Here is a 26,817-nt window from a genome sequence, read left to right as displayed (position 1 = left end):
AGCCCACAATTTATTATGTTAGATATTAAGAGCGGTGGGCTAAATCCCACCCTACATTAGATTAATTAAACTTTTTTCTTCATTAAACCTGTCGGTTTACGCCAAACTTTGCCTTGTTTTGCAATTAATTTATCGGCTGCCACAGGGCCCCAAGTGCCGGCTTCATATTCGTGAATCCGACCACCATTAGCTTTGTAATCTAAAATCGGTTGCACAAATTTCCATGCAGCATGCACAGCATCGGTACGAGCAAACAAGGTAGCATCGCCTTTCATCGCATCCAACAATAAGCGTTCATAAGCAGTTAATACTTGTGCGCCTGCTAAATCTGCATAACGGAAATCCATTGAAACTTCTTTCGCTTCAAAACCTGCACCTGGTTTTTTCAAACCAAAACGCATTGAAATCGCTTCATCTGGTTGAATACGAATAATCAATTTATTCTCTGGTGCATTTTGGCTGAATACCGGATGTGGTGTGGTTTTAAAGTGAATCACAATTTCTGTCACGCGAGCCGGTAAGCGTTTACCGGTACGTACATAGAAAGGTACGCCCGCCCAACGCCAGTTTTCAATTTCACAACGTAATGCGATGTAAGTTTCAGTGCGAGAATCTGCCGGTACGCCTTTTTCTTCTAAATAGCCGTTTTCCATTTTGCCGTTAATTTCAGCTGCAGTGTATTGACCTAAAACGAGATTATGCTCCATATCTTCGGCAGTTAATGGACGCAAACTATGCATCACTTTTGCTACTTCGTCACGCATGGAATTCGCATTAATAATTGCAGGCGGCTCCATTGCCACCATCGCTAATACTTGCAATAAATGGTTTTGGAACATATCTCGCATTGCGCCAGAACCATCATAATAGCCACCGCGCTCTTCCACGCCAATAGATTCTGCACCCGTAATTTCTACATAATCAATGAAATTACGGTTCCAAAGTGGTTCAAACCAGCCATTTGAGAAACGTAATACAAGCAAGTTTTGAACAGTTTCTTTACCTAAATAATGGTCGATACGATAAATTTGGTGTTCTTCAAAGAAACGATGGATTTGTACGTCTAATGCTTGCGCTGTTTTTTCATCGTAACCAAAAGGTTTTTCGACGATAATTCGTTTCCAGCCATATTCTTCTGTATTTAAACCATGTGCGGCCAAACACTCAGGAATCACGCCATAAAGACTTGGCGGAGTGGACATATAGTAAAGGGTGTTACCACAAGTTTTATATTTATCATGAAGATTATCTAGGCGTGGAACAAGTTTGCCATAATCTTGAGCATCCGAAGTATTCACCGATTGGTAATAAAGATGAGAACAGAAAGCATCTAAGGTTTCTGGTGTTGTTTCTTCATTATGGATTAACGCCTCACGCATTTTTTCGCGGAAAGTTTCATCATTCAACTCAGAGCGAGCAACACCTAGAACAGAAAAGTTTTCACTCAAACGCCCAATTTTGTAGAGATTATAAAGGGCTGGAATGAGTTTACGGTGAGTTAAATCACCGGAAGCACCAAAAATTACGATACAGTTATTATTCGTTTGCATATTATTCCTTATTGTTCCGAGTAGCGTTTTTAAATAATGCAATATATTACTGCACTTTACCAATCGAACCAATCAATTAAATTGAAAGACAGATGCCCAATTTTGTGTATTATCTGACACTATCACAAAGGGTGGATTAATTAAACTTTCACGCTGGTTATAGGTGAGCGGTTGAAAGTGTGGATCAAAAATTCCCCCATTGATTTCAGCTAATAAAACTTCAGCGCCGGCAGTGTCCCATTCGCCGGTTTTGCCGAGGCGAATATAGCAATCAACCGCCCCTTCAGCGACTAAACCGCTTTTTAAGCTACTCGAACCGACCACCGTAAATTCGCATGCTAAATTCTTTGCTAAAATTGACCGCACTTTTTCTTGTGAGGTGGTGGCGCCTACGGCGATTTTTAACGGTTTGGTGAGATTGATTTTTCGTGTCTGTAAGCGTGTTATCTTTTTTTCACTTTGTTTGAATGCTCCGAAGTCTTTCATGGCGTAATAGGTAATATTCAAAATAGGGAAATGGATAACACCCAGTACAGGTTGATGGTTTCGCACGAGTGTAATCAACACCGAAAATTGATCCGTGCGATCAATAAATTGCTGCGTGCCATCAAGGGGATCGATTAGCCAATAAGTTTGCCAAGTTTGGCGTTGTTCAAAGGGGATATTGCAGTTTTCCTCAGAAAGAACAGGAATGTCGGGGAAAAGTGCGGTCAGTTTTTCGATTAAAAACTGGCTGACAAATAAATCTGCCTCTGTAACAGGTGTGTTATCCGATTTGGTTTGTATTGCCACATTCTGTTGGTAAAAACGGGCCAAATGTTTTCCCGCTTCATTGGCAAGCGTACGGACTTGATCGAGAAGAGATTGAGATAATTGCATATTTATTCTCTACTTTGATTTCGGTAATAACAAGGAGAGGAAAATTGTCGTATAGATTGCCATGATAGCAGAACCGCCTAAGATGAAGGATATACGGTCAGTGAGGTATTTCGTATTTGGTGCGATCACGACATTGCCGATACTCCAATAAACAAAAATAATGATAAATGAAAAAAGGAGAATTTTCTTCCAATGATGGCTTAGATAACCTCGGCATTTGGCAAAGTAAGCATTGATTATCGCCGGAACAGTGAGAGGCCAAAATGTCAAAAAGAAGCCAAATAACGCAGAGTCGAAATAACCTTCTCTGTAGTTGTCTAGTTTGAAAACGATATAAACGATAACACTGCCTATCAGTTGGGTAAGCAATGGGAAGACAATAATCGCTTTCAAATAAGGGGATTGAGTTGACACCTTAAGCTCCTAGAAAAATAGGCTATCCGAGGACAGCCTATTTTAATCTATTATTTCGATTTTTTCGCGCGTAATACACGAGAAACGAAAATCAAGATACCAAAGATAAATACGGCAAGACCAAGTAATTCGCCCATATTATCCCAATTTTCTAATCCTAGGGATAATGGATCTTCAGAACCACCTGATGTGACAGATGCTGCGATAATGAAGGCTAAGATTACGCCCATCAAGCTTTCACCCACGATTAAACCAGCAGCGAAAAGTGTGCCGAAACGTTCTGCTTTTTTCTCCACTTCTGTATCATTAGCACGTTTTGCATAGTTTTTAATATGACGGGTGAGAAGCCATGCCATCACCGCGCCGACCACAACCGGCATATTGATTGATGGTGGAAGGTAAATACCAATACCAACCGCTAATACTGGTAGCGCAAAACGACCGTTGCTGGTTTTACGCATAAGCGCATCTACGATGATTAACACCACACCTAAACCTACACCACTTAAAATGTAAGTCCATTCTAATTGGTTGGTGAAAATACCTTTTGAAATGGTTGTCATAATCGTTGCTTGTGGCGCGGAAAGTGCTTGTGTTGGATCCATATCTGGACGTGGTAATGCACCCGTGAAACCATAAGCGTGGTATAAAATTTCTAATACCGGCGCAATCACTAATGCACCAACGAAACAACCAATGATTAATGCAACCTGTTGTCTCCAAGGTGTTGCTTCAACTAAAAGACCGGTTTTTAAGTCTTGTAAGTTATCGTTTGAAATAGTGGCTGTGGTTAATACGATAGATGCGGTGAACAAGGTCAATGCGGTTAAGAATTTTTGACCGTCTGCCGTTTCAAATAAGCCACTGCTTTTACCAATGGTCACTAAAACAAGTGAAATTACGATAACGGAAATAATCCCGATACCTGAAATTGGGCTTGAAGATGAACCAACTAATCCCGCCATATAACCCGATGCCGCTGCGACGAAGAAGCCAATTAACACCGCAAGCAGAGTACAAACTACCACTAATAACACGGCAAGTTCAGCAGAAATTGGTGCCGCTGCAACGAAGTGATATAAGGAAGTCACGATTAACACGACAGTCGCCAATAAAATATAAATAATGGTTTTTGGCGATAAGTCGATATCAATACGATGTTCTGATTCAGCTTGTGAACCTTTTAACATACGGAAAGAATGAACCATCCCTTCAATCATTGGCTTGAGAAGGATTAATAATGTCCAAATTGCTGCAATACCGATAGTCCCCACACCGATAAAGCGAACTTTGGTTTTCCATTCAGTCATTGCGTAGCTCACGATTGACGCGTCGGTTGGCATATCACCCGTTGCGGTGAAATAAGGCACAGCTACACCCCAAGCGAGGAATGTACCGAATAACATCGCAAGACCGCCCACGATACCAATTAAATAACCGGCGCCTAATAAGGCGAGTGAGAAGCCCATCGGTAATTGGAAAACGGCTTTGCCGTTAGAGAACCATGCACTTGCACTATCAGACATGACACGTAATGCATTCGTTAAGAACGCAACAGTCCCTGCAAAAATACCGCCATAAGCGATATCTTTTACACCACTGTCACTTTCGTCGTTATTGCCTGCTTTTAAGATTTCGGCTGCAGCCACACCTTCAGGATAAGGTAAGTCGCTGTTTACCACCATCGCACGACGTAATGGAATAGTGAATAGTACGCCCAACGTACCGCCAGAGGCACAGATAAGCACGGTTTGCCAGAATGGGAATTCCTGCCAGTAACCCATCATTAATAGACCTGGAAGAACAAAAATAACAGAAGACAATGTCCCCGCTGATGAAGCTTGGGTTTGCACCATGTTATTTTCTAAGATACTGGAATCCTTGAAGAATTTTAAAATTGCCATAGAGATTACGGCAGCCGGAATGGAGGAGGCGAAAGTCATCCCCACTTTAAGACCCAAATAAACGTTAGATGCAGTGAAGATCACTGTAATTAACGCCCCAAGGAACATTCCTCGGAAGGTCAATTCTTTTAAATTATCATGAGACATAAATTTTCCTATTTATTTTTGAAAAATGGCTATACATTCTCAAAAAAAGAATAATTATTCAAGTTTTATTTAAAGTTAATCGCTTGTGATTAGAATTTATCTAAATTTCGTCGATTTATTTACGTTTTTTTAAATAATCTCGTAAGGTATAAAGTGCGGTTAAGTTTCTTGCCTCATTAAATTCATCACTCACAAGTAGGTCATCAAGTTGAGATAAAGGGTAACGCACGATTTCTAATGGTTCGGGTTCATCCCCTTCCAGTTGATTTGGATATAGATCTTCACCTAGTAAAACGTGCATATTGTGGCCCATGATTTGTGGATTAATCTTCATTGTGCGTAAAAACGTCCATTTTTTTGCACCCAAACCAATTTCTTCCTGCAATTCACGATTCGCACTTTGTTCGGGTATTTCTCCTATATCCATTCCACCTTTTACAAAGCCTAATTCATATTGTTCTGTTCCGACAGCATATTCGCGAACCAGGAGTAGATCCTCTCCATCAATCGCAATCACCATGACTGAATCGTGATTAAAAGGGCGGAAGCGTTCATAAGTGCGGTCAATTCCGTTGGAGAATTTGAGATCGACAGCTTGAATTTCAAACAAGCGGGATTTTGCCACCGTGGAAAGGGAGAGAATGTGTGGAAGTTGTTTTTTCATGATATTAGCCCTATTATCTTGTTATTGGCTCATCATACGCAAAGTGAGAGAAATAGGAAGAGTTATGGCTGAAAATAACGAAGTACGATTAGATAAATGGCTTTGGGCGGCGTATTTTTATAAAACCCGTAGCATTGCGAAAGCGATGATTGAAGGGGGCAAAGTCCATTACAACGGTCAACGTGCCAAGGTGAGTAAAACTGTAGAGGTTGGCGCTATGATTAAGCTCCGTCAAGGCAGTGATGAAAAAGAAATTGAAGTGATTGCTTTAAGTGATCAACGCCGTGGTGCCCCTGAGGCCCAATTACTTTACCAAGAAACGGCACAGAGTGTGAAAAAACGCGAAGAAATGGCATGGGCAAGAAAAAATAATGCACTTTCGATGCCACATCCTGATCGTCGTCCAAACAAAAAGGAACGTCGAGATTTATTGAAATTTAAACACCAAGATGAGTTCTAGAAAACAAAAGTGCGGTCAATTTGACCGCACTTTGTGTATTAATGGTTTTTGTGGCTTGTGCTGTAGAGGATTTTGTCGGTATAAGCCATTGCAATCGCTGAAATCAAGAAAGAAAAATGAATAATCACTTCCCACATAATCGTTTTTTCAGAAATTTTTGAGGCATTCACAAAGGTTTGCAATAAGTGAATAGACGAAATGCTGATAATTGACATAGAAAGCTTCACTTTCAGCACGGTCGCATTCACATGGCTCATCCATTCAGGTTGATCCGGATGATTTTTCGTGCGTAGTTTTGAGACGAAAATCTCATAACCGCCTAATGTCACCATCACTAATAAGTTCGCAATCATCACCACGTCAATGAGATTGAGTACGGTGAGCATGATAGTGTCAGAATCCATCTCATTAACATTGGTGATGAGATACCACAAGTTTTTCATAAACTTGTAGGCATAGATGCCTTGCACGACAATTAAACCTAAGTAAATAGGCACTTGTAGCCAACGACTCGCAAAAATTGTTTTACTTAGAAAACTGGTTTGTTCGTTATATTTTGCACATGGATCCGTGATTTCTTTTTGTTCCGTTGCCATAAATTCCTCACAAATAAAAAATTTAAATAAAAAAGCGGCAAGAAAATAGCCGCTTTTAAAGAAAAATTCAACAGGTATGCTTTATTTTACCCCGTTCTCGGTAGTTATAAGGGATAGGCGCGTTAAGTCCACGTCATTATTGAGTAATTCAACGTTTGGCATGCTCTTGTTAGCTTTCGCTGACAAGTCTTTAAAACGTTCCACCTTACCCACTAAACCTTGTTGTCCCACAAGGGCGGTGACGGTGCTGTTGTATTGATTGCTCACAGTGGAAAGGGTGTTCCCCAGTTTGTTTAAACGTTCTGCCACCAGGCAAATCTGGTTGTAAATTTCACCTGCTTTTTCTGCGATTTCTTTCGCTTCGGCGTTGCCGCGTTCGATACGCCATAAATTCGCCACTGTGCGTAAAATTGGCATGAGGGTCGTGTGCGAAACCATAATCACATTTTTCTCGTAGCCATAATTAAATAGATTTGGATCTAATTTTAAGGCTTCAATATAAGCGGGTTCCACTGCAATGAACATCAAGACAAAATTAGGACTGCGCATGCCTATCAAATTGCTGTAATCCTTGCGGTGCAAGTCATCAATGTGATTTTTCAGGGCTTTAATATGCTCCCTTAGTAAACGCTCACGTTCAAATTCATCCTCAGAATTGACCGCACTTTCGTAAGCATTCAATGACATTTTGCTATCAATGATGATGTTTTTCTCATCGGGCAGATTAAGCACAAAATCAGGATAGTTTCGACCGCCTTGTTCATCTTTAAAATGGGCCTGCGCACTGTAATGTACGTTTTCAATGAGTCCCGCAAGTTGAAGTGCGCGTTCAAGTTGCACTTCTCCCCAGTTGCCTAAGGTTTTCTTTTCCCCTTTTAGCGCAGAAGTTAAATTATTGGCCTCTTGCGACATATTTAAGCCGATTTCCAATACTTTTTTAATTTCCGCTTCTAAGCCCGCATTACCTTTCACCGATTCCGAATGGATTTCATTGACCCGTTTTTGGAAGCCTTCGATTTGTTCACGGAAAGGCTTCAACAAGGTTTCCAATGCGGTTTGATTGGTTTGATTAAAGGATTGGCTTTTTTCTTCCAAAATGCGGTTGGCCAGATTTTGAAATTCCACGCCTAGCTGTTGTTTGGATTGTTCAATATGCTGTTGCTGTTCGGCAAAATGCTTTTCTTTTTCGGAAAGGGTGGTTTTCAACTTCGTTAATTCTTGTGAAAGTGAGGTCAATTTTTCCTGCGTTTTTTGCTGCTCTTGTTCTTTTCTAAGTACATTTTCTTGCGCTTGTTGTAATTGACCTTGTAAGCTTTCGGCTTGTGCTGATGCGATCCCAAAGCGTTCTTTTAATGCGGTGATTTGCCCGCCAATTTGATCGTGTCGGAGCTGTTCTTCATCCAATTCTTTTTCTAAATATTGGATTTTTTCATCACGTTCATTAAGGCGAGTTTGCAATCCTTCCGCATGAGTTTGTGCTTTAACGGCTTGTTGTTCTAATTGATTTTTGACCACACTTAAGGAATCAAAACGCTCAGCCAATTGATTGTAATCGTCGATGGTTTTATTGAGATCTTGTTGTAATTCTTGCGTATCTCGTTTGCTACGGCTTAATAGAAAAAGCATCACAATACTGATAAAAACCAGCACGGCAATGATAATTAAATATTGATTAGACGTGAGTTCTGACATAAATAGGCTCCTAGAAACGCAAAAATTTTAGCATATTCCTAGAAACTTTTTAAAAATTAAGATGGTTAATCAGATAAGAAAAGTGCGGTCAAAATAACCGCACTTTTTAGGAAGATTAGTAGTTTGAGTTAATCAATACTTCTTCACCGTAGCCACCAAGGGTTGGCATTGGTTGATAAGTGGAGTTAGCAGCACGCATTAAACGAATACCACGAATACCCGCTTCTTTTGCTGCGAGGATATCGTCATCGCTATCACCATAGTGAATACTCACTTTGTGCTCAATAATACCTGGTGTTTTGTTATATTTAGTTGGAAGTTTGCGACCGCCCATGAATTCTACAGGGTGCATGTCTTTAATATTAAAGGCTTTTTGTAGCACTGGTGTCACACCATCTTTATCGCCCGCTGTACGACCAGTAATAAAATAAATTTGGTCACCACGTGCTTGGTGCATATTAATTAAATCCACCGCAATTTGTTTTGGAATGGAATATTGGTCACAACCTGCATTCACTTCATTCCAGAAATCTTGATTTTTTAAGTAATCATTTTTACCTGGAGAGTATTTTTCTTGGCCGTGATAGAAACAAGGGCTACTGAAAAGTACAGTATCGTCAATGTCGAAGCTCACATTAATGGGTGCTTTACCTTCCAATTCTTTTTTCAACTGCTCAACAGAGATCCAGTGAATCGGTTTTTGCTCTGTCATTTCACGAGCATTCGTACCTTGTTCAGTGTAAGGTTCTTTGTTTGATGCAAAAGTAGAGACTGCGCTTGCCGCTAAAATTGCAATGGCAGAAAGTTTAAGTAAATTTTTCATGTTTTCCTCATTAAGTAGTTTGTTTACTTGTAACAAATATATCCCTTTAAAATAAAGATGTGAAATAATAGCAATCGTTTGCCATTTAGAAAAGTGATCTTTGTCACATTTTTTTGAGATGGTTGTTTAATAAAACATCAAAGAAAAATTTCCCCTTGAATTTGGTGGAATCGATCGCCATATAACGAGTAACTTTTCTTAAAAGAAGGATAAAAAGAATGACAACAATTGTAAGCGTACGTCGTAATGGCCAAGTAGTTGTTGGGGGCGATGGACAGGTTTCACTAGGCAATACAGTGATGAAGGGGAATGCCCGCAAAGTACGCCGTTTATATAATGGCAAAGTTCTAGCTGGTTTTGCAGGCGGCACAGCTGATGCGTTCACTTTATTTGAATTATTTGAGCGTAAATTGGAAATGCATCAAGGGCATTTGTTAAAAGCCGCGGTGGAATTAGCCAAAGATTGGCGAACCGATCGTGCGTTACGCAAGTTAGAAGCGATGCTGATTGTGGCGGATGAAAAAGAAAGTTTAATCATTACCGGTATTGGTGATGTGGTACAACCGGAAGCCGATCAGATTTTAGCGATTGGTTCAGGCGGTAATTATGCGTTGTCGGCCGCTCGTGCATTGGTGGAAAATACCGATTTATCAGCACGTGAAATTGTTGAGAAGTCTTTAAAAATTGCCGGTGATATTTGCGTGTTTACCAATACGAATTTCACTATCGAAGAATTACCGAATAAATAAGGAAAAATTATGTCTGAAATGACCCCTCGTGAAATTGTTTCTGAATTAGATCAACATATTATCGGCCAAAAAGAGGCGAAAAGAGCGGTTGCGATCGCATTACGTAACCGTTGGAGAAGAATGCAGTTGCAAGAGCCACTTCGCCATGAAGTGACTCCTAAAAATATTTTAATGATTGGTCCAACGGGTGTGGGGAAAACCGAGATTGCGCGTCGTCTTGCAAAATTAGCTAATGCACCATTCATTAAAGTGGAAGCGACCAAGTTCACCGAAGTGGGCTATGTGGGGAAAGAAGTGGACTCCATTATTCGTGATTTAACGGACAGTGCGATGAAATTGGTTCGTCAGCAAGAAATTGCGAAAAATCGTGCGAAAGCAGAAGATGCGGCGGAAGATCGTATTTTAAATGCATTACTACCACCACCAAAAAATCAATGGGGTGAAGTCGAAAACCACGACACCAACAGCAGCACTCGCCAAGCGTTCCGTAAAAAATTACGAGAAGGTCAATTAGACGATAAAGAAATCGAAATTGATGTGTCTGCGGGTGTTTCAATGGGGGTGGAAATCATGGCACCTCCTGGTATGGAAGAAATGACTAATCAGTTGCAATCCATGTTCCAAAGCCTGGGTTCGGATAAAACTAAAAAACGCAAAATGAAAATTAAGGATGCATTAAAAACCTTAATTGACGATGAAGCAGCCAAATTGATCAATCCAGAAGAATTGAAACAAAAAGCCATTGATGCAGTTGAGCAAAACGGTATTGTGTTTATTGATGAGATTGACAAGATCTGTAAAAAAGGCGAATACAGTGGTGCGGATGTTTCTCGTGAAGGTGTGCAACGTGACTTATTACCATTGGTGGAAGGTTCAACGGTTAATACCAAACATGGGATGGTGAAAACTGATCATATTCTCTTTATTGCATCGGGTGCATTCCAAGTGGCGCGTCCATCGGATTTAATCCCAGAGTTGCAAGGTCGTTTGCCGATTCGTGTTGAATTATCAGCATTAACGGCAGAGGATTTTGAGCGTATTCTAACTGAACCAAATGCGTCTTTAACGGAACAATATAAAGCGCTTATGGCAACAGAAGGTGTAAGCATTGAGTTTACACAAGATGCAATCAAGAAAATTGCCGAAGCCGCATTCCGTGTGAATGAGAAAACGGAGAATATCGGTGCAAGACGTTTACATACCGTTATGGAACGTTTAATGGATAAAATCTCATTTGATGCGAGCGAAATGGACGGCCAAACCGTGAATATCGATGCTGCTTATGTGATTGATGCTTTAGGTGAAGTGATTGAGAATGAAGATTTAAGTCGATTTATTCTGTAATTGAATTTTGGATAAAGAAAAGTGCGGTTATTTTTGATCTGACCCCAAAAAGTTAGACTGTCATTTAAAGGATTGTTTTCGATATTGTATCGGACTCAGTCCTTTTAATTTTAGTTGAATCCGTCGGTGGTTATAGTAATCCAAATAATCTCTGACGGCATCAACTATCTCCTCTCTACTGTTAAATTCCCGACCATAAAAACATTCTGTTTTTAATCGTCCAAAGAAACTTTCCATCGCGGCATTGTCCAAGCAATTCCCTTTTCTCGACATACTTTGAATGATGCCATGTTCAGCCAAGATTCGACGATAAGCTACCATTTGATATTGCCATCCCTGGTCTGAATGTAAAATGACACCACAAGCTTTATTTAATCCTTTGACGGCTTGCATTAACATGTCCTCTACTTGCGCCCAGTTTGGGGAATAGCTGAGATTATAGGAGACTATCTCATTGTTAAATAAGTCTAAAATTGGGGATAAATAGACTTTACTCCCATCTTTCGCCTTAAACTCGGTAATATCGGTCACCCATTTTTGTTTCGGGGCCGTTGCACTAAAATCGCGTTCAAGATGATTCGGTGCAATCACCCCTATCGTACCTCGATAGGTGGTAAATTTCTTGCTTTTTCTTGACCGCACTTGAAGCCCAAGTGTCTGCATTAAGCGTTGGACTTTTTTATGATTTACGCCTGGCAAGCTGGCATGAACACGTCGGTAGCCATAATCAGGATGATTGGCTTTGATGCGTTTAATGGCCTTTTTCAACAACTCATCCTTATCCGGTTTAATCTGACGTTTAGCAAAAAACGTACTACGCGCTAACTGTGCAAAGCCTAAAAGCCATTTTAACGGATAGCGTGTTCTTAACCTTTGGATAATTTCCGTTGCTCGGCTTCGTCCTGAAGTCTGAGCCTTCTCAACTCCTTTAGGTAGGCCACCTCCGCTTCAAGCTGTAAAATTCTCAGGCGTAAACGGTCTTCTTCAGTTTTGGGTGGCGGTGGCATTTTTGCATATTTAGGTTTCATCGGTGGACGTCCTGATGGTTTACGGGGAATCAGTCCTTTTATGCCACTTTTTTCAAACCGTTTCAACCATGTCCCGACTAGGGCGTTGGAAGGAATATTGTAAAAACGAGCAGCTTCTCTAATACTCATTTTCTCATTCAAAATAGGTTGGAGAACCTGTAATTTAAATTCGATTGTGTAGTGTTTACCCATAAAAAAATCTGCACCTCAATTGTTGGTTTGTTGAGTCCAACTTTTGGGGTGCAGATCATTTTTAACCGCACTTTTTTTGTCTCTAGTTTTATCTCTAGATTAAGATTAGTGACTGCCGCAACCACAGCCGCCATGACCGTGTCCGTGATCATGATCGTGTTTATGACCGCCGCCACAGCAACCGCCGTGTCCATGATCGTGATCATGGTCATGGTGGTGATGACCGTGACCGCCGCAACCACAACTGTGACCATCTTCGTCATCGTGATGGTGGTGATGATCGTGTGCACCATGTACGTGACCGTGAGCAATTTCTTCTAATGTTGCTTCACGAGTGCCAACAACTTCAACAGTGAAGTGTAATTCTTGACCCGCTAACATATGGTTACCATCAACCACTACTTCATCGCCATCCACTTCAGTGATCACAACAGGAACTGGGCCGATATCTGTGTCAGCTAAGAAACGCATACCAACAACCACTTCATCAACGCCTTGGAATACATCTTTTGGTACACGTTGAACCATGTTTTCATTGTATTCGCCGTAGCCTTCTTCAGGTTGAACACGCACTTCAAATTTGTCGCCAACTTTTTTACCTTCTAAGGCATTTTCAAGACCAATGATTAAGTTATTGTGGCCTTGTAAATATTCTAATGGTTGATTTGCTGGTGCTTCATCAACTAATACACCGTCTTGAGTACGCACTTGGTAAGCGATACTCACAACCGTATTTTTTGCTACTTTCATATTGTTTTCCTTATTAAAAATAATCGTCGTTCATTGTATAGAAAATTATTCTTTAAGCAATGCAATTCGCGCATTCACACTGACTTTAATTTTCTCTTTGCCACTTTGAGTGTAAGTTTCATCTTTTTCATCTGAGTAAGAGAAACTTTTTGCCATCATTGCCCCTGCAGCATAAGGGCGGAAATCATTCGCGGAATCATTGGCAGAAGACACGTCAAGGCTTTGGGTGTGATAACCTTTCATCTGCAAAGATTCTTGAATTAATAGGGCTTTATCTTTAACTTTTGCTAAAGCCTCTTTGGTTAATTCATTTTCTAAACTACTTAATTTCTCACGTGAAACAGAGGCACTTACGCGATCAATGGCTAATACGCCATCTAATTCATGTACTAAGGTTGATAACGCTTGAGAATCTTTACTTTCCAAAGTTAATTCTGCACGCGCAATCCAACCTTGCTGTTTGCCTTTATTGTCATAGCGAATCCATGTGTTACGAGAATTGTCTTTAATTTCAACCGCACTTTGTGCTTTTGCTAGCTCAATGGCTTTATTCATTTTTTCTGCCATGGTTTTATTGAGCGCGGATAAATCATTGCCTTCCGCTTGGTAAAAAAGGGAGACTTGCAATAAATCGCGTTCTACCTCTTTTTCAGCTTCAACACTAAAGCTGACATCCGTTGGCTGATGAGATACGGGCTCTGCTGCAAAAGAAGTGATAGGCAAGGCAAGTAATGCTAAAGAAAGCGCTTTGAGTTTCATTTTTTCATTCCTATTTGGGTAAGATAAAAATTAAGGGCGGTTTAACACGCCCTTTGTTATTATTAATGTAAACGTTCGTTGTCGTCTTCGACATCTTCATCGTCAAAAAATTCGCCGTCATCGCCGTATTCATCATCTTCCGCATTCGGATCTTCAAAATACGTGCCCCAGCCATCATAAATGCCTTTGTATTTTTCCACTAATGGTAAAATTTCTTTTTGTTGTGCATCGATAATTTCGGGCTTTAATTCTACTTCACTGATGATGTCAAAGCAGAAAATCACCTTGCCACTTTCATCTTCAAATTCTTCCGCTTCTGACACTTCATAGCCTGCTTTGAAAGCATCTACGGCAATTTTTTCTAAAGTATCAAAATCATAATGGGCGATGTGATGTTCGATAATATAAAGCGCATCCGGATCGCTGCCGTCATTTAATAAATCTGTAATGATTTCACGGGTTTCTTCTTGAAGTTCGTTAAAGTTCGTCATAAGGCATTCCTTTTGTCAGAAAAAGTGCGGTCATTGTAGGGGATAAAGATGAAAATGTCGCTAAAAATTTATGCTCATTTCAGTTTGCCTTGACGGGGAGGAAAGGTTAAAATTCTGCGCGAATAAATTGTGCTTAACATGCCCAGCTGATCACGCTATTTATTGCAGCGAAAAAAGTTGGGCTTTCTTATTTTAGAACGAAAAAAATGGTCAAACATCTCCCTTATTTCACCTTAAAAACACCACCAAAAACGACCGCACTTTTAAAGCAAGCGTTCGCTGATTTTATTGTTAGAGAAGATCTTGGCTATGAAATGTCAGGTGAAGGCGAATTTGTAGCGGTAAAAATCCGTAAAACGGATTGCAATACATTGTTTGTGGGTGAAAAACTTGCCAAGTTTGCGGGTATTTCTGATCGAAATATGGGGTATGCAGGTTTGAAAGATCGTCATGGCATTACAGAGCAATGGTTTTGTTTGCAAATGCCGGGTAAGGAAACGCCAGATTTTAGCCAATTTCAGTTGGAAGGCGTCGAGATTTTAGACGTCACTCGCCACAATCGTAAAATTCGTACGGGGAGTCTTCAAGGAAATGCCTTCGAGATTTTATTGCGTGGTGCAAAAGAAAGTGATGAGTTAAATGAACGCTTAAATTTTGTGGCGAAATACGGTTTTCCTAACTATTTCACTGAACAACGTTTTGGGCGTGATGGTCATAATCTGACCCAAGCGATTCGTTGGGCGAAAGGAGAGATTAAGGTCAAAGATCGTAAAAAACGCAGTTTTTACCTTTCTGCAGCTCGCAGCGAAATTTTTAATTTAGTTGTAGCAGAACGAATTGAACAAAATGTGGCAGATCAGGTTCTAAGAGACGATATTGTGCAATTAAACGGATCGCACAGTTGGTTTAAGGCTGATGAAAATGAAGATTTAGTGGTCTTACAGCAACGTTTGAACGAACAAGATATTTTGCTCACTGCGCCTTTAATTGGCGAAGAAAATTTATCTGCAAGTGCGGTCGAAAATAAAGTCGTTTTGGAACATCAGATTTTCCAAGAATTAATGAAACAAGAACGAATGAAAGCCGCTCGCCGCCCTTTATTGATGCAGACAAAAGATTTCCATTGGACGTTTGTTGAAGATGGATTGAAACTCTCGTTTTATTTGCCGGCAGGGAGTTATGCTACTGCATTGGTGCGAGAGTTAGTGAATATTAAGGAAGAAGAATAATGCGAATTTTAGTCAGCAATGATGACGGTTTTCATGCCGAAGGGATTCAAGTTTTAGCAAAAGAATTACGCAAAATTGCCGATGTGGTGATCGTTGCGCCCGATCGTAATCGTAGCGCGGCATCAAGCTCATTAACGCTTGTTGAGCCACTTCGCCCACGTCATTTAGATAGTGGTGATTATTGCGTGAATGGCACACCGGCTGATTGTGTGCATTTGGCACTAAACGGTTTTTTATCTGGACAAGTGGATCTTGTGGTATCAGGCATTAACGCGGGTTGCAATATGGGGGATGATACGATTTATTCAGGTACTTTGGCTGCAGCATTGGAAGGCCGACATTTAGGGTTGCCAGCTATTGCGGTATCTTTAGATGGCCGTTTGCATTATGAAACAGCGGCTCGCGTGGTGTGTGATTTGATTCCGAAATTACATCCTCAATTATTGAATAAACGCGAAGTGATCAATATCAATGTGCCAGATTTGCCTTACGAAGAGCTTAAAGGCATCAAAGTCTGTCATTTAGGTTATCGCTCATCCGCTGCAGAAGTGATTAAACAAGAAGATCCTCGTGGCGAAAATATTTATTGGATTGGCCCGTCAGGCTTGCCAGAATATGATGGTGAAGGTACAGATTTCCATGCGGTAAAAAATGGTTATGTTGCCATTACGCCAATTCAAGCGGATCTTACTGCTCATCAGTCAATTGCTGCTTTACAAGATTGGCTGGAAAGTGAATAATGTGCCGTTTTGAAACGAATTTTCCCTATTGAAGCAATAAAGGATAAGTGAATGAATATTTTTGGTGCGATGTATGATAAAACAATGCAATGGTCAAAACATCGCTTTGCCGTGTTTTGGTTATCCTTTGTGAGTTTTATTGAGGCCATTTTTTTCCCTGTTCCACCGGATGTGATGTTGATTCCGATGTCAATGTCAAAACCGAAAAGTGCATTTCGTTTTGCACTTTATACCACGATTGCTTCGGTTGTCGGTGGAATGATTGGTTATGCTATTGGTTATTACGCCTTTGATTGGGTGCAAGGCTATATTCAACAATGGGGATACCAAGCTGCTTGGGAACAGGCCATGGCGTGGTTTAAAGAATGGGGTATTTTAGTGGTCTTTGTTGCCGGTTTTAGTCCTATTCCTTATAAAGTTTTCACCATTTGTGCCGGCGTGATGCAAATGGCATTTATCCCCTTTGTGATAACCGCATTTGTATCGCGTTTTGCTCGTTTTATTTTAGTGGCAAAACTGGCCGCATGGGGCGGAGAGAAATTCGCCGCGAAATTACGTAAATCCATTGAAATCATTGGTTGGAGTGTGGTTGCTCTAGCTGTGATTGCTTATCTTATTTTAAAATAACAGGATGACCTTTTTTATGAATAAATTACTCTTAATTATCTCGAGTGCATTGCTGATCTCAGCATGTACAGGAGAACCACAAAAACAAGATCCCGATGCATTACCTAATGGTATTATGCAACCCGTAGAAGGAACGGGAGCGGTTGCCGGTGGTAGCTTTATGCCGGAAATTGAAAAGAATTCGATGCCAAATCAAATGAAATAAATTTAATGTTAAAGGAAGAATAAATGAAAAAATCGTTTTTATTGCTCCCTGTGAGTATCGCTATTTTAACGGCTTGTAGTTCAAATAGCCCTGCGCCAATTGAAAATGTAGATGGCACACTTTCTCCGGGTGTAATGCAGCCTGTTGATAATAATTCGAGCGGTACATGGCAGCCAGAAATCCAACAAAATACGATGCCAAATACCATGGGCAATAGCGTGCCAACAGGAACTCAAACACCACAACCTAGTTTCCAACCGACTTATCAACCGGTTCAACAACCTGCTGCAGCACAGCCTAAACCAACGCCTGCTCCAGCACCGGTTCAACCACAAACTAAAACGGTAACCAAAACGGTTTCTGATTGCACCAGCTCTGGCGCAATCAACGTGCCGCGTAATCCAAATACCAACGCACCGGATTACAGCCAAATTCAAAAAGGTTCATACAAAGGAAATACCTATAAAGTAAACAAAGGCGATACCATGTTCTTAATCGCTTACTTGACCGGTATGGACGTAAAAGATTTGGCAAGCATGAATAATATGAAAGAGCCTTATAGCTTAAGTGTGGGGCAAACGTTAAAAATTTCAAATTGTTCAACTAAAACGGTTACCACGACTGTACCAGTGAAAACTACAGCACCAGCTGCACCAGCAGCCCCTGCTGAGCCAGAAGTGACTTATACACCAGGTGCGAACGGTACTCAAATTGGTTCTGATGGTACGGTAATTGGTCCAATTAAATCAGGTGTTGCAACAGGTGGTGCATCAACACCAGCGTTTACCAACAATACACCTAGCACACCGGTGACAACGACAACTCAAGTGGAAACCACAAACAATACGCCAGTTAATGCAAACGTTGTAGCACCAGTGGCATCGAATGTGGCATGGCAATGGCCAACCCAAGGCAACGTGATCCAAGGTTTCTCTAACTCCGATGGTGGTAACAAAGGGATTGATATCAGTGGTTCTCGTGGACAAGCAGTTAAAGCGGCTGCGAGTGGTCGTGTTGTTTATGCGGGTAACGCATTACGTGGCTACGGTAACTTAATCATCATCAAACATAATGATGATTTCTTAAGTGCTTATGCACACAACGACAAGATCCTTGTGAGCGATCAACAAGAAGTGAAAGCGGGTCAAGAGATTGCGAAAATGGGTAGCACAGGAACCAATGCTGTGAAACTTCACTTTGAGATCCGTTATAAAGGTAAATCTGTCGATCCAGTTAGATACTTACCGAGAAGATAATCTTTTCTCAGAAAAAAGTGCGGTTAAAAATGACCGCACTTTTTGTTATACTCTCACCAATTTTTTCTCAATGCTTAGAATCTAAGGTTAATTCAATGCGTACAAGTCAATATTTATTCTCAACATTAAAAGAAACCCCAGCTGAAGCGGCCATTGTGAGCCATCAATTAATGCTTCGTGCGGGGATGATTCGTCCTCTTGCTTCAGGTCTTTATAACTGGATGCCAACAGGCTGGCGTGTGCTTCGTAAAGTAGAAAAAATCATCCGTGAAGAAATGGATAAAAGCGGCGCGCTTGAAATCAAAATGCCAGTCGTGCAACCAGCAGAATTATGGGAAGAATCAGGCCGTTGGGAACAATATGGCCCAGAATTACTTCGTTTTGAGGATCGTGGTAATCGTAACTTTGTATTAGGTCCAACACATGAAGAAGTGATTACGGATTTAGTTCGTCGTGAAGTGTCATCATACAAACAACTTCCGATTAACTTATACCAAATTCAAACCAAATTCCGTGATGAAGTGCGTCCTCGTTTCGGTGTCATGCGTTCGCGTGAATTTATCATGAAAGATGCGTATTCTTTCCATGCGGATCATGCGAGCTTGCAACAAACGTATGATGTGATGTACCAAACTTATAGCAATATTTTCAATCGCTTAGGTTTAGATTTCCGTGCCGTACAAGCGGACACTGGTTCTATCGGTGGTAGTGCGTCACATGAATTCCAAGTGCTAGCAAACAGTGGCGAAGATGATGTGATTTTCTCTACGGAATCTGACTACGCTGCAAACATTGAATTAGCGGAAGCGGTGGCAATTGGTGAGCGCGCAGCGCCAACAAAAGCTATGGAATTAGTTGATACTCCAAATGCAAAAACGATTGCAGAGTTGGTGGAACAATTCAATTTGCCTATTGAGAAAACGGTTAAAACCTTAATCGTAAAAGGGGCAAGCGAAGAACAACCGTTAGTGGCATTAGTGATTCGTGGTGACCATGAATTAAATGAAATCAAAGCGGAAAAATTACCAGAAGTAGCTTCACCATTTGAGTTTGCAGACGAAGCGGTTATCAAAGCCAAAATCGGTGCAGGTGTAGGCTCATTAGGTCCTGTTAATCTCAATATTCCAGTGATTATTGACCGTTCAGTGGCATTAGTGTCTGATTTCAGTGCAGGTGCAAACATTGATGGTAAACATTACTTCAATATCAACTGGGAACGTGATGTAGCTTTACCAAAAGTGGCGGATATTCGTAACGTGGTTGAAGGTGATCCAAGCCCAGATGGTAAAGGTACCTTATTGATTAAACGTGGTATCGAAGTGGGTCATATCTTCCAATTAGGTAAAAAATACTCAGAAGCGATGAATGCAACCGTTCAAGGTGAAGATGGTCGTCCAATGGTCATAACCATGGGATGTTACGGTATTGGTGTAACGCGTGTGGTGGCTGCGGCGATTGAACAACATTTTGACGAACGCGGTATTGTGTGGCCAACAGATGAAATTGCGCCATTCACCGTAGCTGTCGTGCCTATGAATATGCATAAATCTGAAAGCGTTCAAGAATATGCCGAAGAATTGTACCGCACTTTACAAGCACAAGGTGTAGAAGTGATCTTTGATGATCGTAAAGAGCGTCCAGGTGTGATGTTTGCAGATATGGAACTTATCGGCGTGCCACACATGGTGGTGATTGGTGAGAAAAATCTCGCAAATGGCGAAATCGAATACAAAAATCGCCGTACTGGTGAAAAACAAATGATTGCAAAAGAGCAGTTGTTAGATTTCTTGAAAGGACAAATTAAAGCTTAATTGAGTCTTTGATGATTAAAAAGGAGATTGAGACACCCACTTCAATCTCCTTTTTTATTATCGATTAGTAATTGCTTGAGGCATTACCAGAAACACCCGTTACAATCGCAATGCCTGCGCTTGCGCCAATTCGAGTAGCTCCCGCTTCAATCATTGCTAGTGCTGTTTGTGTATCGCGAATTCCACCAGAGGCTTTTACGCCAATGTTGCCTACCGTTTTCTTCATTAATGCCACATCTTCTAGGGTTGCCCCGCCTTTATTGAAACCCGTTGAGGTTTTAACGAATGCCACACCCAACGCTTTACAGATTTCACAGGCTTTTACGATTTCTTCTTTGGTGAGTAAGCATGTTTCCAAAATCACTTTAAGAGGCACACCATGACAAGCGGTTAATACAGCTTGAATGTCGTCTTTTACGGTATCCCATTTATTTGATTTTATCAAGCCGACATTAATTACCATATCAATTTCACCCGCGCCCGCTTTAATGGCTTCTTGGGTTTCAAACGCTTTGACTGAGGATAAGTTGGCACCGAGTGGAAAACCGACTACCGTACAAATTTTTACATCTGAGCCAGCAAGTTTTTCTTTGGCTAAAGGAATATAACCTGAATTAATGCAGACTGAATAAAAGCCGTATTGAATGGCTTCATCGCAGAGTTTAAGAATATCCTGTTCTGTTTTTTCAGCAGTAAGGGCTGTGTGATCAATATATTGTGCTAATTGTTTACTATCCATATTTTTCTCCTTATTAAATGATGTGGTTATCATAGCAAAATATCTGTAATTTTGACCGCACTTTTCTGATCGATTACAATCCGTTTATCCTAGATCATGAAATTTTATTGTGAAACTTAAAAACTTATTAAAAAATGTGATTTCGCTCCTGCTGACGTTGATTATCGTAAGTAGTATTCTCGATTTTATTCGAAAACCCAATATTCCACCTGAAATCAATGCGATGGCACTTTATGATTTACAGGGAAATGCCTTCTTTTTACCCCAATTAGATCAAGCTAAGCCGACGATCATTTATTTCTGGGGTAGTTGGTGCGGTTATTGTCGTTATACTTCTCCTGCAATTAATTCACTTTCAGAAGAAGGCTATCCGGTAGTGTCTGTTGCGCTGCGTTCGGGGACAAATAAGGACGTGGAGGATTATTTACAAACGTATCACTATCAGTTTACAACGGTGAATGATCCTCAAGGCAAGATAGCGGATCAATGGCAGGTGAATGTGACACCGACCATTATTATTTTAAACAAAGGAAAAATGGATTTGGCCACAACGGGCTGGACAAGTTACTGGGGCTTAAAAGTGCGGTTGTTTTTCACAGAGTTTTTTGGCTAAGCAGTACAAAATCTATTACAATACACAGACTTATTTTAAAGAGGACAGAATTATGATTATCGTAACAGGTGGCGCCGGTTTTATCGGCAGTAATATCGTTAAAGCATTAAACGATATGGGACGTAAAGATATTTTAGTGGTGGATAACTTAAAAGACGGGACTAAATTCATTAACTTAGTGGATCTTGATATCGCAGATTACTGTGATAAAGAAGACTTCATTGCGTCAATTATTGCAGGTGATGATTTAGGTGATATCGATGCAGTATTCCATGAGGGCGCTTGCTCTGCGACCACTGAATGGGACGGCAAATACATCATGCATAATAACTACGAATATTCAAAAGAGTTATTGCATTACTGCTTAGATCGTCAAATTCCGTTCTTATATGCATCAAGTGCAGCGACTTATGGCGATAAAACTGAATTCCGTGAAGAGCGTGAATTTGAAGGTCCATTGAATGTGTACGGCTATTCTAAATTCTTATTCGACCAATATGTGCGTGCGATTTTACCTGAAGCACAATCACCGGTATGTGGTTTCCGTTATTTCAACGTGTACGGTCCGCGTGAAGGTCACAAAGGTTCAATGGCGAGCGTCGCATTCCACTTAAATAACCAAATCCTGAAAGGTGAAAATCCAAAAGTATTTGCTGGCAGTGAACACTTCCGCCGTGATTTCGTTTATGTAGGTGATGTGGCACAAGTGAACATTTGGTGCTGGCAAAATGGTATTTCGGGTATCTTTAACTGCGGTACTGGTAATGCTGAATCTTTCGCTGAAGTGGCAAAAGCAGTGATTAAATTCCACGGTAAAGGAGTAGTGGAAACCATTCCATTCCCAGAGCATTTGAAATCTCGCTATCAAGAATATACGCAAGCAGATTTAACGAAACTTCGCGCAACTGGCTACAACAAACCATTTAAAACTGTCGCGGAAGGTGTGGCTGAATATATGGCGTGGCTGAATAGAAAATAAATTATTAATGTAGTAAATCATCCCCTATGGACTCTCGGTATAGGGGATTTTATTTAGTATAATTGTGATAAATGTTTTAAATAACGCTCGTAAGCACTTTGATAATTTTTCATCTGTGATAAGTTCGGATAAGTTTTGGAGTTTTCATCTAAGTGAATGAAGGTTTCGCATAAAAATTCCAGTTCTCCTTCTCCATTTGCCCACATAGCTTGAATTGCTCCTCCTAATGCAGCTGCTTCTTCTTCCTGCAAACATACCACTTCGGAATTCATCACATCAGCAACCATTTGCCGCCAAAATGAGCTTTTCGCACCACCTCCAATTAGGCGAATTTGTGAGGTTTTGAGGCCAGCTTGATGAAATAAATCTAAGCCATAGCGAAGCGTAAAAGTGGCACTTTCCATCATTGCTCGACAAAGATTTTCTCGTGTGAAATTACTTGAATCTAACCCTAAAATGCTCGCTTTTGTATTGGGTAAAGGTGGAACTCTTTCACCATTAAAGAATGGCAAAATAGTGATGCCATTCGCACCGATAGGTGCTTGTTGAGCAAGTTGATTTAATTCTTCAATATCAATATTGAGCAAATTCATTAGCTGTTTATTTGAGGAGGTTATATTCATCACACAAACTAGTGGTAACCAGCCATTATTACTTGAACAAAAATTTGCGATCATTGGTGGTAAATTAAGTAATGGCTTTTGCGTATAAGCATACAAGGTACCAGAAGTACCGAGACTCATCGTAGCAATCCCTTCTCGAATATTTCCTGTACCAATTGCTCCCATCATATTATCGCCTCCACCTGTGGAGACGATGACATTATCATTAAAACCAAATAAAGTCGCAATTTCAGGTTTAATCACACCGATTTTTTGTTCGGCAGAAAGTAATTTAGGTAACACCTCATCCATATTTAATTCTGGCGCAAGATATTTGAAGACTTCTCTTTTCCATTCTCTTTTCACAACATTGAAATAACCACTACCGGAAGCATCACCAAATTCAGTGCAGAATTTTCCTGTCAGCCAATAATTTAGATAATCGTGTGGCAGCATAATTTTGCGAATATTGGCAAATTTATCAGGATAATTTTGACGAAACCAACTCAGTTTTGAAGCCGTGTAACCAGTTTGGCAAATGATACCTAGTTTTTCAAATGCGGCCGTTTGTCCGCCTAATTTTTCGATCAGTATATCATTTTCCGTAGCGGTTTCTGTATCACACCAAAGCTTAGCCTTATATAGAGGACGATCGTTTTTATCTAACATTACCAGTCCATGTTGTTGTCCTGAAATGCCTATTCCCTTCACTAAATTAGGTGAAAAGTGCGGTGAATTTTTTGCTTGTTTCAATGCAATTTGTAATGCTTGTTGTAATGCCTCAATCCACCAATTTGGTTGTTGTTCACGTCTTCCATTGGATTGTGTAATTAATTCATGTTTTGCGTAACCAACTCCAATCACTTTTTTTTGGACAGAATCAAGCACTATCGCCTTTGTTCCTTGTGTGCCACAATCAATTCCTATATACATAATGCCTCCTAAAATAAAAAAGTGCGGTGGAATACAACCGCACTTTTGCTTCATTTTTAGCTATAAATAACGTGGTTTACCAAATTTTCCAAATATTCTTGCTGACCTGAAACTGGTTTTGGCGTTAAATCTTTTTGTTGGACAAGTTGCGCAAGTGTTTCAAGTGAAGTTTTACCTTGCAAAATATGCTGGCCAAGTTCATTATTCCAACCTGCATAGCGTTCATTAACAATTTTTTGTAAGGTTTCCTCTTGTAACATTTTTGCTGCACGTTTTAAGGATAATGCCAATACATCAATTGCACCGATATGAGCGTAAAATAAATCATAAGGATCAATACTTTGTCGGCGAATTTTCGCATCAAAATTAAAACCTCCAGTAGTAAAACCACCATGTTTTAAAATTTCATACATAACTAGCGTGTTTTCTTCAACACTATTTGGGAATTGGTCGGTATCCCAGCCTAATTGTGGATCGCCACGATTAGCGTCAATTGAGCCAAAAATATCTAATGCACAAGCTGTTGCAATTTCATGTTGAAAGGTATGGCCAGCAAGCGTCGCATGGTTAGCTTCAATATTAACTTTAATTTCTTTTTCTAAACCAAATTGTTTTAGGAAACCATACACTGTTGCCACATCATAATCATATTGATGTTTAGTTGGTTCTTGCGGTTTTGGCTCAATTAATAATGTACCTTTAAACCCAATTTTATGCTTATGTTCTACCACCATTTGCATAAAACAACCAATTTGTTCACGTTCACGTTTCAAATCGGTATTCAATAAAGTTTCATATCCCTCACGTCCACCCCATAATACGTAATTTTCTCCACCTAAACGTTGAGTGGCATTCATCGCATTAAACACTTGTGTTGCAGCCCAAGCAAAAACTTCAGGATTAGGATTGGTTGCTGCACCAGACATATAACGAGGATTAGTAAAACAATTTGCAGTTCCCCATAAGAGTTTTACACCCGTTTCTACTTGTTTGCGTTCTAAAATATCAACAATATGATGAAAATTTTGTACATATTCCCGCACTGAATTACCTTCAGGTGCAATATCGACATCATGAAAACAATAATAAGGCACGCCTAACTTATTCAAAAACTCAAAAGCAATATCGGCTTTTTGTTCTGCGCCAGCAAGCAAATTTGGATTTTTCTGCCAACTTCGTTCCAAAGAACCTAACCCAAACATATCATTTCCATTCCAGCAAAAGGTATGCCAATAACATACAGCTAAGCGTAAATGTTCAGCCATAGTTTTACCTAAAATTACTTGATTAGCATCATAATGCTTGAAAGCAAAAGGATTTGTGGATTTTTCTCCCTCAAAGGAGATTTTTTCAATTTTATCGAAATAGGTTGCCATAACATTTTCCTCTCTAGGTGATGAAATTTTTCGTATTTTTGTGAAAAACTAGCTTTTCATCAATTATGTTATTTAATTTTTCTATGTTGATTATTTGCAACTGTGGAGTGGATCACAGTTGTGAAAAAACGTAATAATGGAGAAAGATTTTATAATTGAAAGCCTTTTTTAAAGTGTGAAAACTAACAACTGGAGCAATAACTAGTCCTTCACTTAACTATTGAGGTATCAATATGAAAATCAAATCAGCTTTACTTACCCTTGTTGGTGCATTAACTGTATTTAGTAGTTCTGCCCATTCCAAAGATCTTAAAATTGGTTTATCCATTGATGATTTACGTTTAGAAAGATGGCAAAAAGATCGAGATATTTTCGTAAACAAAGCAGAATCAATGGGTGCAAAAGTATTTGTCCAATCTGCGAATGGTGATGATTCAGCACAAATTTCTCAAATCGAAAATATGATCAATAAAAATATTGATGTATTAGTAATTATTCCTCATAACGGTGAAGTATTAAGTAACGTTATTTCTGAAGCTAAAAAGGAAGGAATAAAAGTATTAGCGTATGACCGTTTAATCAATAATGCAGATTTAGATTTTTATGTTTCCTTTGATAATGAAAAAGTAGGTGAACTACAAGCTAAAAGTATTGTGGCTGTAAAACCAGAAGGTAATTATTTTTTAATGGGGGGATCTCCTGTAGATAATAATGCGAAATTATTTAGAAAAGGGCAAATGAAAGTATTAGATCCTTTAATTGCCAGTGAGAAAATTAAGGTTGTAGGAGATCAATGGGTTGATTCTTGGTTAGCGGAAAAAGCGTTACAAATTATGGAAAACGTATTAACAGCTAATAAGAATAATGTGGATGCTGTTGTTGCATCTAACGATGCTACTGCTGGAGGTGCGATTCAAGCCCTTAGCGCACAAGGCTTATCTGGGAAAGTCGCAATTTCTGGGCAAGATGCAGATTTAGCTGCAATTAAACGTATTGTCAATGGCTCGCAAACTATGACTGTTTATAAACCAATTATGAAACTTGCAAATAAAGCGGCAGAAATTGCGGTTGAATTAGGTAAGAATGAAAAAGTAGAAGCTAATGCAGAACTGAGTAATGGTTTAAAAAATGTTCCTGCGTATTTACTTGATCCTATCGCTGTTGATAAACGTAATATTAATGAAACTGTAATTAAAGATGGTTTTCATACTAAGGAAAGCATTTATCACTAACTTTAAGAGGGAAGAGATAACTCTTCCCTTACC

At 39.9% G+C, this 26,817-nt stretch carries 28 protein-coding genes; 12 read left to right on the top strand and 16 right to left on the bottom strand.

Translation table 11 applies throughout. The annotated features are described in order from the left end of the window. Positions 1 to 65: 65 nt before the first annotated feature. The 5 genes from zwf to nudE all read right to left on the bottom strand — a co-directional run bounded on the left by zwf (position 66) and on the right by nudE (position 5,558). Positions 66 to 1,550, bottom strand: coding sequence for a glucose-6-phosphate dehydrogenase (gene zwf, locus DPV97_RS05315; RefSeq protein ID WP_070712496.1), 1,485 nt, complete (start codon positions 1,548 to 1,550; stop codon positions 66 to 68). Between the two features lie 72 nt (positions 1,551 to 1,622). Then, complete coding sequence (gene cysQ / locus DPV97_RS05310; RefSeq protein WP_070712495.1) at positions 1,623 to 2,429, bottom strand: 3'(2'),5'-bisphosphate nucleotidase CysQ; 807 nt, start codon at positions 2,427 to 2,429, stop codon at positions 1,623 to 1,625. Between the two features lie 9 nt (positions 2,430 to 2,438). Continuing rightward, entirely contained in the window at positions 2,439 to 2,843 is a 405-nt protein-coding gene (locus DPV97_RS05305; RefSeq protein WP_070712494.1) for an HI_0559 family membrane protein, read from the bottom strand. Between the two features lie 50 nt (positions 2,844 to 2,893). After that, entirely contained in the window at positions 2,894 to 4,894 is a 2,001-nt protein-coding gene (locus DPV97_RS05300) for an OPT family oligopeptide transporter (RefSeq protein ID WP_083313254.1), read from the bottom strand. Between the two features lie 115 nt (positions 4,895 to 5,009). Further along, positions 5,010 to 5,558, bottom strand: a complete 549-nt coding sequence (gene nudE, locus DPV97_RS05295) for an ADP compounds hydrolase NudE (RefSeq protein WP_070712491.1) — start codon at positions 5,556 to 5,558, stop codon at positions 5,010 to 5,012. A gap of 64 nt (positions 5,559 to 5,622) precedes the next feature. On the opposite strand from nudE, the gene hslR reads away from it, so the two are divergent. Continuing rightward, positions 5,623 to 6,018, top strand: a complete 396-nt coding sequence (gene hslR / locus DPV97_RS05290) for a ribosome-associated heat shock protein Hsp15 (RefSeq protein ID WP_070712489.1) — start codon at positions 5,623 to 5,625, stop codon at positions 6,016 to 6,018. Between the two features lie 38 nt (positions 6,019 to 6,056). Here the strand turns inward: hslR and DPV97_RS05285 are convergent, their stop codons facing one another. The 3 genes from DPV97_RS05285 to aphA form a co-directional block, all read right to left on the bottom strand. Next, a complete protein-coding gene (locus DPV97_RS05285; protein ID WP_111382915.1) occupies positions 6,057 to 6,614 on the bottom strand; it encodes a TIGR00645 family protein in 558 nt (185 codons plus the stop codon). Between the two features lie 81 nt (positions 6,615 to 6,695). Beyond that, positions 6,696 to 8,306, bottom strand: coding sequence for a DNA recombination protein RmuC (locus DPV97_RS05280; RefSeq protein WP_070712407.1), 1,611 nt, complete (start codon positions 8,304 to 8,306; stop codon positions 6,696 to 6,698). 115 nt (positions 8,307 to 8,421) lie between these two features. Then, positions 8,422 to 9,129, bottom strand: a complete 708-nt coding sequence (gene aphA / locus DPV97_RS05275) for an acid phosphatase AphA (RefSeq protein WP_014064597.1) — start codon at positions 9,127 to 9,129, stop codon at positions 8,422 to 8,424. A gap of 218 nt (positions 9,130 to 9,347) precedes the next feature. Here aphA and hslV point away from each other — a divergent pair, with 218 nt between their 5' ends. Beyond that, complete coding sequence (gene hslV, locus DPV97_RS05270; RefSeq protein WP_005695137.1) at positions 9,348 to 9,878, top strand: ATP-dependent protease subunit HslV; 531 nt, start codon at positions 9,348 to 9,350, stop codon at positions 9,876 to 9,878. A 9-nt stretch (positions 9,879 to 9,887) separates the two neighbouring features. Then, complete coding sequence (hslU, locus tag DPV97_RS05265; RefSeq protein ID WP_070712404.1) at positions 9,888 to 11,222, top strand: ATP-dependent protease ATPase subunit HslU; 1,335 nt, start codon at positions 9,888 to 9,890, stop codon at positions 11,220 to 11,222. Positions 11,223 to 11,282: 60 nt separating this feature from the next. Here the strand turns inward: hslU and DPV97_RS05260 are convergent, their stop codons facing one another. The 5 genes from DPV97_RS05260 to rraB all read right to left on the bottom strand — a co-directional run bounded on the left by DPV97_RS05260 (position 11,283) and on the right by rraB (position 14,442). Continuing rightward, on the bottom strand, positions 11,283 to 12,101 hold the full coding sequence (locus DPV97_RS05260) for an IS3 family transposase (RefSeq protein WP_243585065.1): 819 nt from the start codon (positions 12,099 to 12,101) through the stop codon (positions 11,283 to 11,285). Beyond that, positions 12,089 to 12,442 (bottom strand): helix-turn-helix domain-containing protein, encoded by a 354-nt coding sequence (locus DPV97_RS05255; RefSeq protein WP_111382912.1) that lies wholly within the window; start codon positions 12,440 to 12,442, stop codon positions 12,089 to 12,091. Before DPV97_RS05255 ends, DPV97_RS05260 begins: the two co-directional genes overlap by 13 nt. A 105-nt stretch (positions 12,443 to 12,547) precedes the next feature. Continuing rightward, a complete protein-coding gene (gene slyD, locus DPV97_RS05250; protein ID WP_070714351.1) occupies positions 12,548 to 13,192 on the bottom strand; it encodes a peptidylprolyl isomerase in 645 nt (214 codons plus the stop codon). A 45-nt stretch (positions 13,193 to 13,237) separates the two neighbouring features. Continuing rightward, positions 13,238 to 13,951 carry an SIMPL domain-containing protein gene (locus DPV97_RS05245; RefSeq protein ID WP_049369889.1) on the bottom strand — a complete coding sequence of 238 codons (714 nt, stop codon included), beginning with the start codon at positions 13,949 to 13,951 and terminating at the stop codon, positions 13,238 to 13,240. A gap of 62 nt (positions 13,952 to 14,013) precedes the next feature. After that, the gene (gene rraB, locus DPV97_RS05240) at positions 14,014 to 14,442 is read right to left on the bottom strand and encodes a ribonuclease E inhibitor RraB (protein ID WP_005695141.1); all 429 of its coding nucleotides are present in this window, start codon (positions 14,440 to 14,442) and stop codon (positions 14,014 to 14,016) included. Positions 14,443 to 14,648: 206 nt separating this feature from the next. Between rraB and truD the strand changes: the two genes are divergently transcribed. The 6 genes from truD (at position 14,649) to proS (ending at position 20,310) form a co-directional block, all read left to right on the top strand. Then, the gene (gene truD, locus DPV97_RS05235; protein ID WP_111382911.1) at positions 14,649 to 15,671 is read left to right on the top strand and encodes a tRNA pseudouridine(13) synthase TruD; all 1,023 of its coding nucleotides are present in this window, start codon (positions 14,649 to 14,651) and stop codon (positions 15,669 to 15,671) included. Further along, entirely contained in the window at positions 15,671 to 16,411 is a 741-nt protein-coding gene (gene surE / locus DPV97_RS05230) for a 5'/3'-nucleotidase SurE (protein WP_049364714.1), read from the top strand. The genes truD and surE overlap by 1 nt, the downstream gene beginning before the upstream one ends. A gap of 51 nt (positions 16,412 to 16,462) precedes the next feature. Beyond that, positions 16,463 to 17,038: a YqaA family protein gene (locus DPV97_RS05225; protein ID WP_049364715.1), complete on the top strand. Its 576-nt coding sequence runs from the start codon at positions 16,463 to 16,465 to the stop codon at positions 17,036 to 17,038. Between the two features lie 16 nt (positions 17,039 to 17,054). Further along, positions 17,055 to 17,243, top strand: coding sequence for a hypothetical protein (locus DPV97_RS05220; RefSeq protein WP_049363974.1), 189 nt, complete (start codon positions 17,055 to 17,057; stop codon positions 17,241 to 17,243). Positions 17,244 to 17,266: 23 nt separating this feature from the next. Further along, positions 17,267 to 18,499, top strand: a complete 1,233-nt coding sequence (gene nlpD, locus DPV97_RS05215) for a murein hydrolase activator NlpD (RefSeq protein WP_049364716.1) — start codon at positions 17,267 to 17,269, stop codon at positions 18,497 to 18,499. 95 nt (positions 18,500 to 18,594) lie between these two features. Further along, positions 18,595 to 20,310 carry a proline--tRNA ligase gene (gene proS, locus DPV97_RS05210; RefSeq protein WP_111382909.1) on the top strand — a complete coding sequence of 572 codons (1,716 nt, stop codon included), beginning with the start codon at positions 18,595 to 18,597 and terminating at the stop codon, positions 20,308 to 20,310. A 64-nt stretch (positions 20,311 to 20,374) separates the two neighbouring features. Here proS and deoC read toward each other — a convergent pair whose 3' ends face one another. After that, the gene (deoC, locus tag DPV97_RS05205) at positions 20,375 to 21,049 is read right to left on the bottom strand and encodes a deoxyribose-phosphate aldolase (protein ID WP_070714366.1); all 675 of its coding nucleotides are present in this window, start codon (positions 21,047 to 21,049) and stop codon (positions 20,375 to 20,377) included. A gap of 109 nt (positions 21,050 to 21,158) precedes the next feature. Here deoC and DPV97_RS05200 point away from each other — a divergent pair, with 109 nt between their 5' ends. Both DPV97_RS05200 and rfaD read left to right on the top strand, forming a co-directional pair. Beyond that, positions 21,159 to 21,662, top strand: a complete 504-nt coding sequence (locus tag DPV97_RS05200) for a protein disulfide oxidoreductase (RefSeq protein WP_070714367.1) — start codon at positions 21,159 to 21,161, stop codon at positions 21,660 to 21,662. 52 nt (positions 21,663 to 21,714) lie between these two features. After that, a complete protein-coding gene (gene rfaD / locus DPV97_RS05195; protein WP_070714369.1) occupies positions 21,715 to 22,641 on the top strand; it encodes an ADP-glyceromanno-heptose 6-epimerase in 927 nt (308 codons plus the stop codon). Between the two features lie 53 nt (positions 22,642 to 22,694). Here the strand turns inward: rfaD and xylB are convergent, their stop codons facing one another. Together xylB and xylA are read right to left on the bottom strand one after the other, a co-directional pair. After that, positions 22,695 to 24,176 (bottom strand): xylulokinase, encoded by a 1,482-nt coding sequence (gene xylB / locus DPV97_RS05190; protein WP_070714370.1) that lies wholly within the window; start codon positions 24,174 to 24,176, stop codon positions 22,695 to 22,697. A 56-nt stretch (positions 24,177 to 24,232) separates the two neighbouring features. After that, positions 24,233 to 25,552 (bottom strand): xylose isomerase, encoded by a 1,320-nt coding sequence (gene xylA / locus DPV97_RS05185; RefSeq protein WP_070714373.1) that lies wholly within the window; start codon positions 25,550 to 25,552, stop codon positions 24,233 to 24,235. Positions 25,553 to 25,785: 233 nt separating this feature from the next. On the opposite strand from xylA, the gene xylF reads away from it, so the two are divergent. Beyond that, positions 25,786 to 26,784 carry a D-xylose ABC transporter substrate-binding protein gene (gene xylF / locus DPV97_RS05180; RefSeq protein WP_070714374.1) on the top strand — a complete coding sequence of 333 codons (999 nt, stop codon included), beginning with the start codon at positions 25,786 to 25,788 and terminating at the stop codon, positions 26,782 to 26,784. Positions 26,785 to 26,817 lie beyond the last annotated feature (33 nt).

The sequence above is a fragment of the Haemophilus parainfluenzae genome, from assembly GCF_003253005.1.
Lineage (GTDB): Bacteria > Pseudomonadota > Gammaproteobacteria > Enterobacterales > Pasteurellaceae > Haemophilus_D > Haemophilus_D parainfluenzae_M.
This window is presented reverse-complemented; position numbering and strand designations above follow the sequence as displayed.

Excerpts from the sequence above, each read along its gene's own strand:
- zwf (WP_070712496.1), bottom strand. The coding sequence starts at position 1,550 with ATGCAAACGAATAATAACTGTATCGTAATTTTTGGTGCTTCCGGTGAT.
- cysQ (WP_070712495.1), bottom strand. The coding sequence starts at position 2,429 with ATGCAATTATCTCAATCTCTTCTCGATCAAGTCCGTACGCTTGCCAAT.
- DPV97_RS05300 (WP_083313254.1), bottom strand. The coding sequence starts at position 4,894 with ATGTCTCATGATAATTTAAAAGAATTGACCTTCCGAGGAATGTTCCTT.
- nudE (WP_070712491.1), bottom strand. The coding sequence starts at position 5,558 with ATGAAAAAACAACTTCCACACATTCTCTCCCTTTCCACGGTGGCAAAA.
- hslR (WP_070712489.1), top strand. The coding sequence starts at position 5,623 with ATGGCTGAAAATAACGAAGTACGATTAGATAAATGGCTTTGGGCGGCG.
- DPV97_RS05285 (WP_111382915.1), bottom strand. The coding sequence starts at position 6,614 with ATGGCAACGGAACAAAAAGAAATCACGGATCCATGTGCAAAATATAAC.
- DPV97_RS05280 (WP_070712407.1), bottom strand. The coding sequence starts at position 8,306 with ATGTCAGAACTCACGTCTAATCAATATTTAATTATCATTGCCGTGCTG.
- aphA (WP_014064597.1), bottom strand. The coding sequence starts at position 9,129 with ATGAAAAATTTACTTAAACTTTCTGCCATTGCAATTTTAGCGGCAAGC.
- hslV (WP_005695137.1), top strand. The coding sequence starts at position 9,348 with ATGACAACAATTGTAAGCGTACGTCGTAATGGCCAAGTAGTTGTTGGG.
- hslU (WP_070712404.1), top strand. The coding sequence starts at position 9,888 with ATGTCTGAAATGACCCCTCGTGAAATTGTTTCTGAATTAGATCAACAT.
- DPV97_RS05255 (WP_111382912.1), bottom strand. The coding sequence starts at position 12,442 with ATGGGTAAACACTACACAATCGAATTTAAATTACAGGTTCTCCAACCT.
- slyD (WP_070714351.1), bottom strand. The coding sequence starts at position 13,192 with ATGAAAGTAGCAAAAAATACGGTTGTGAGTATCGCTTACCAAGTGCGT.
- DPV97_RS05245 (WP_049369889.1), bottom strand. The coding sequence starts at position 13,951 with ATGAAACTCAAAGCGCTTTCTTTAGCATTACTTGCCTTGCCTATCACT.
- rraB (WP_005695141.1), bottom strand. The coding sequence starts at position 14,442 with ATGACGAACTTTAACGAACTTCAAGAAGAAACCCGTGAAATCATTACA.
- truD (WP_111382911.1), top strand. The coding sequence starts at position 14,649 with ATGGTCAAACATCTCCCTTATTTCACCTTAAAAACACCACCAAAAACG.
- surE (WP_049364714.1), top strand. The coding sequence starts at position 15,671 with ATGCGAATTTTAGTCAGCAATGATGACGGTTTTCATGCCGAAGGGATT.
- DPV97_RS05225 (WP_049364715.1), top strand. The coding sequence starts at position 16,463 with ATGAATATTTTTGGTGCGATGTATGATAAAACAATGCAATGGTCAAAA.
- DPV97_RS05220 (WP_049363974.1), top strand. The coding sequence starts at position 17,055 with ATGAATAAATTACTCTTAATTATCTCGAGTGCATTGCTGATCTCAGCA.
- nlpD (WP_049364716.1), top strand. The coding sequence starts at position 17,267 with ATGAAAAAATCGTTTTTATTGCTCCCTGTGAGTATCGCTATTTTAACG.
- proS (WP_111382909.1), top strand. The coding sequence starts at position 18,595 with ATGCGTACAAGTCAATATTTATTCTCAACATTAAAAGAAACCCCAGCT.
- deoC (WP_070714366.1), bottom strand. The coding sequence starts at position 21,049 with ATGGATAGTAAACAATTAGCACAATATATTGATCACACAGCCCTTACT.
- rfaD (WP_070714369.1), top strand. The coding sequence starts at position 21,715 with ATGATTATCGTAACAGGTGGCGCCGGTTTTATCGGCAGTAATATCGTT.
- xylB (WP_070714370.1), bottom strand. The coding sequence starts at position 24,176 with ATGTATATAGGAATTGATTGTGGCACACAAGGAACAAAGGCGATAGTG.
- xylA (WP_070714373.1), bottom strand. The coding sequence starts at position 25,552 with ATGGCAACCTATTTCGATAAAATTGAAAAAATCTCCTTTGAGGGAGAA.
- xylF (WP_070714374.1), top strand. The coding sequence starts at position 25,786 with ATGAAAATCAAATCAGCTTTACTTACCCTTGTTGGTGCATTAACTGTA.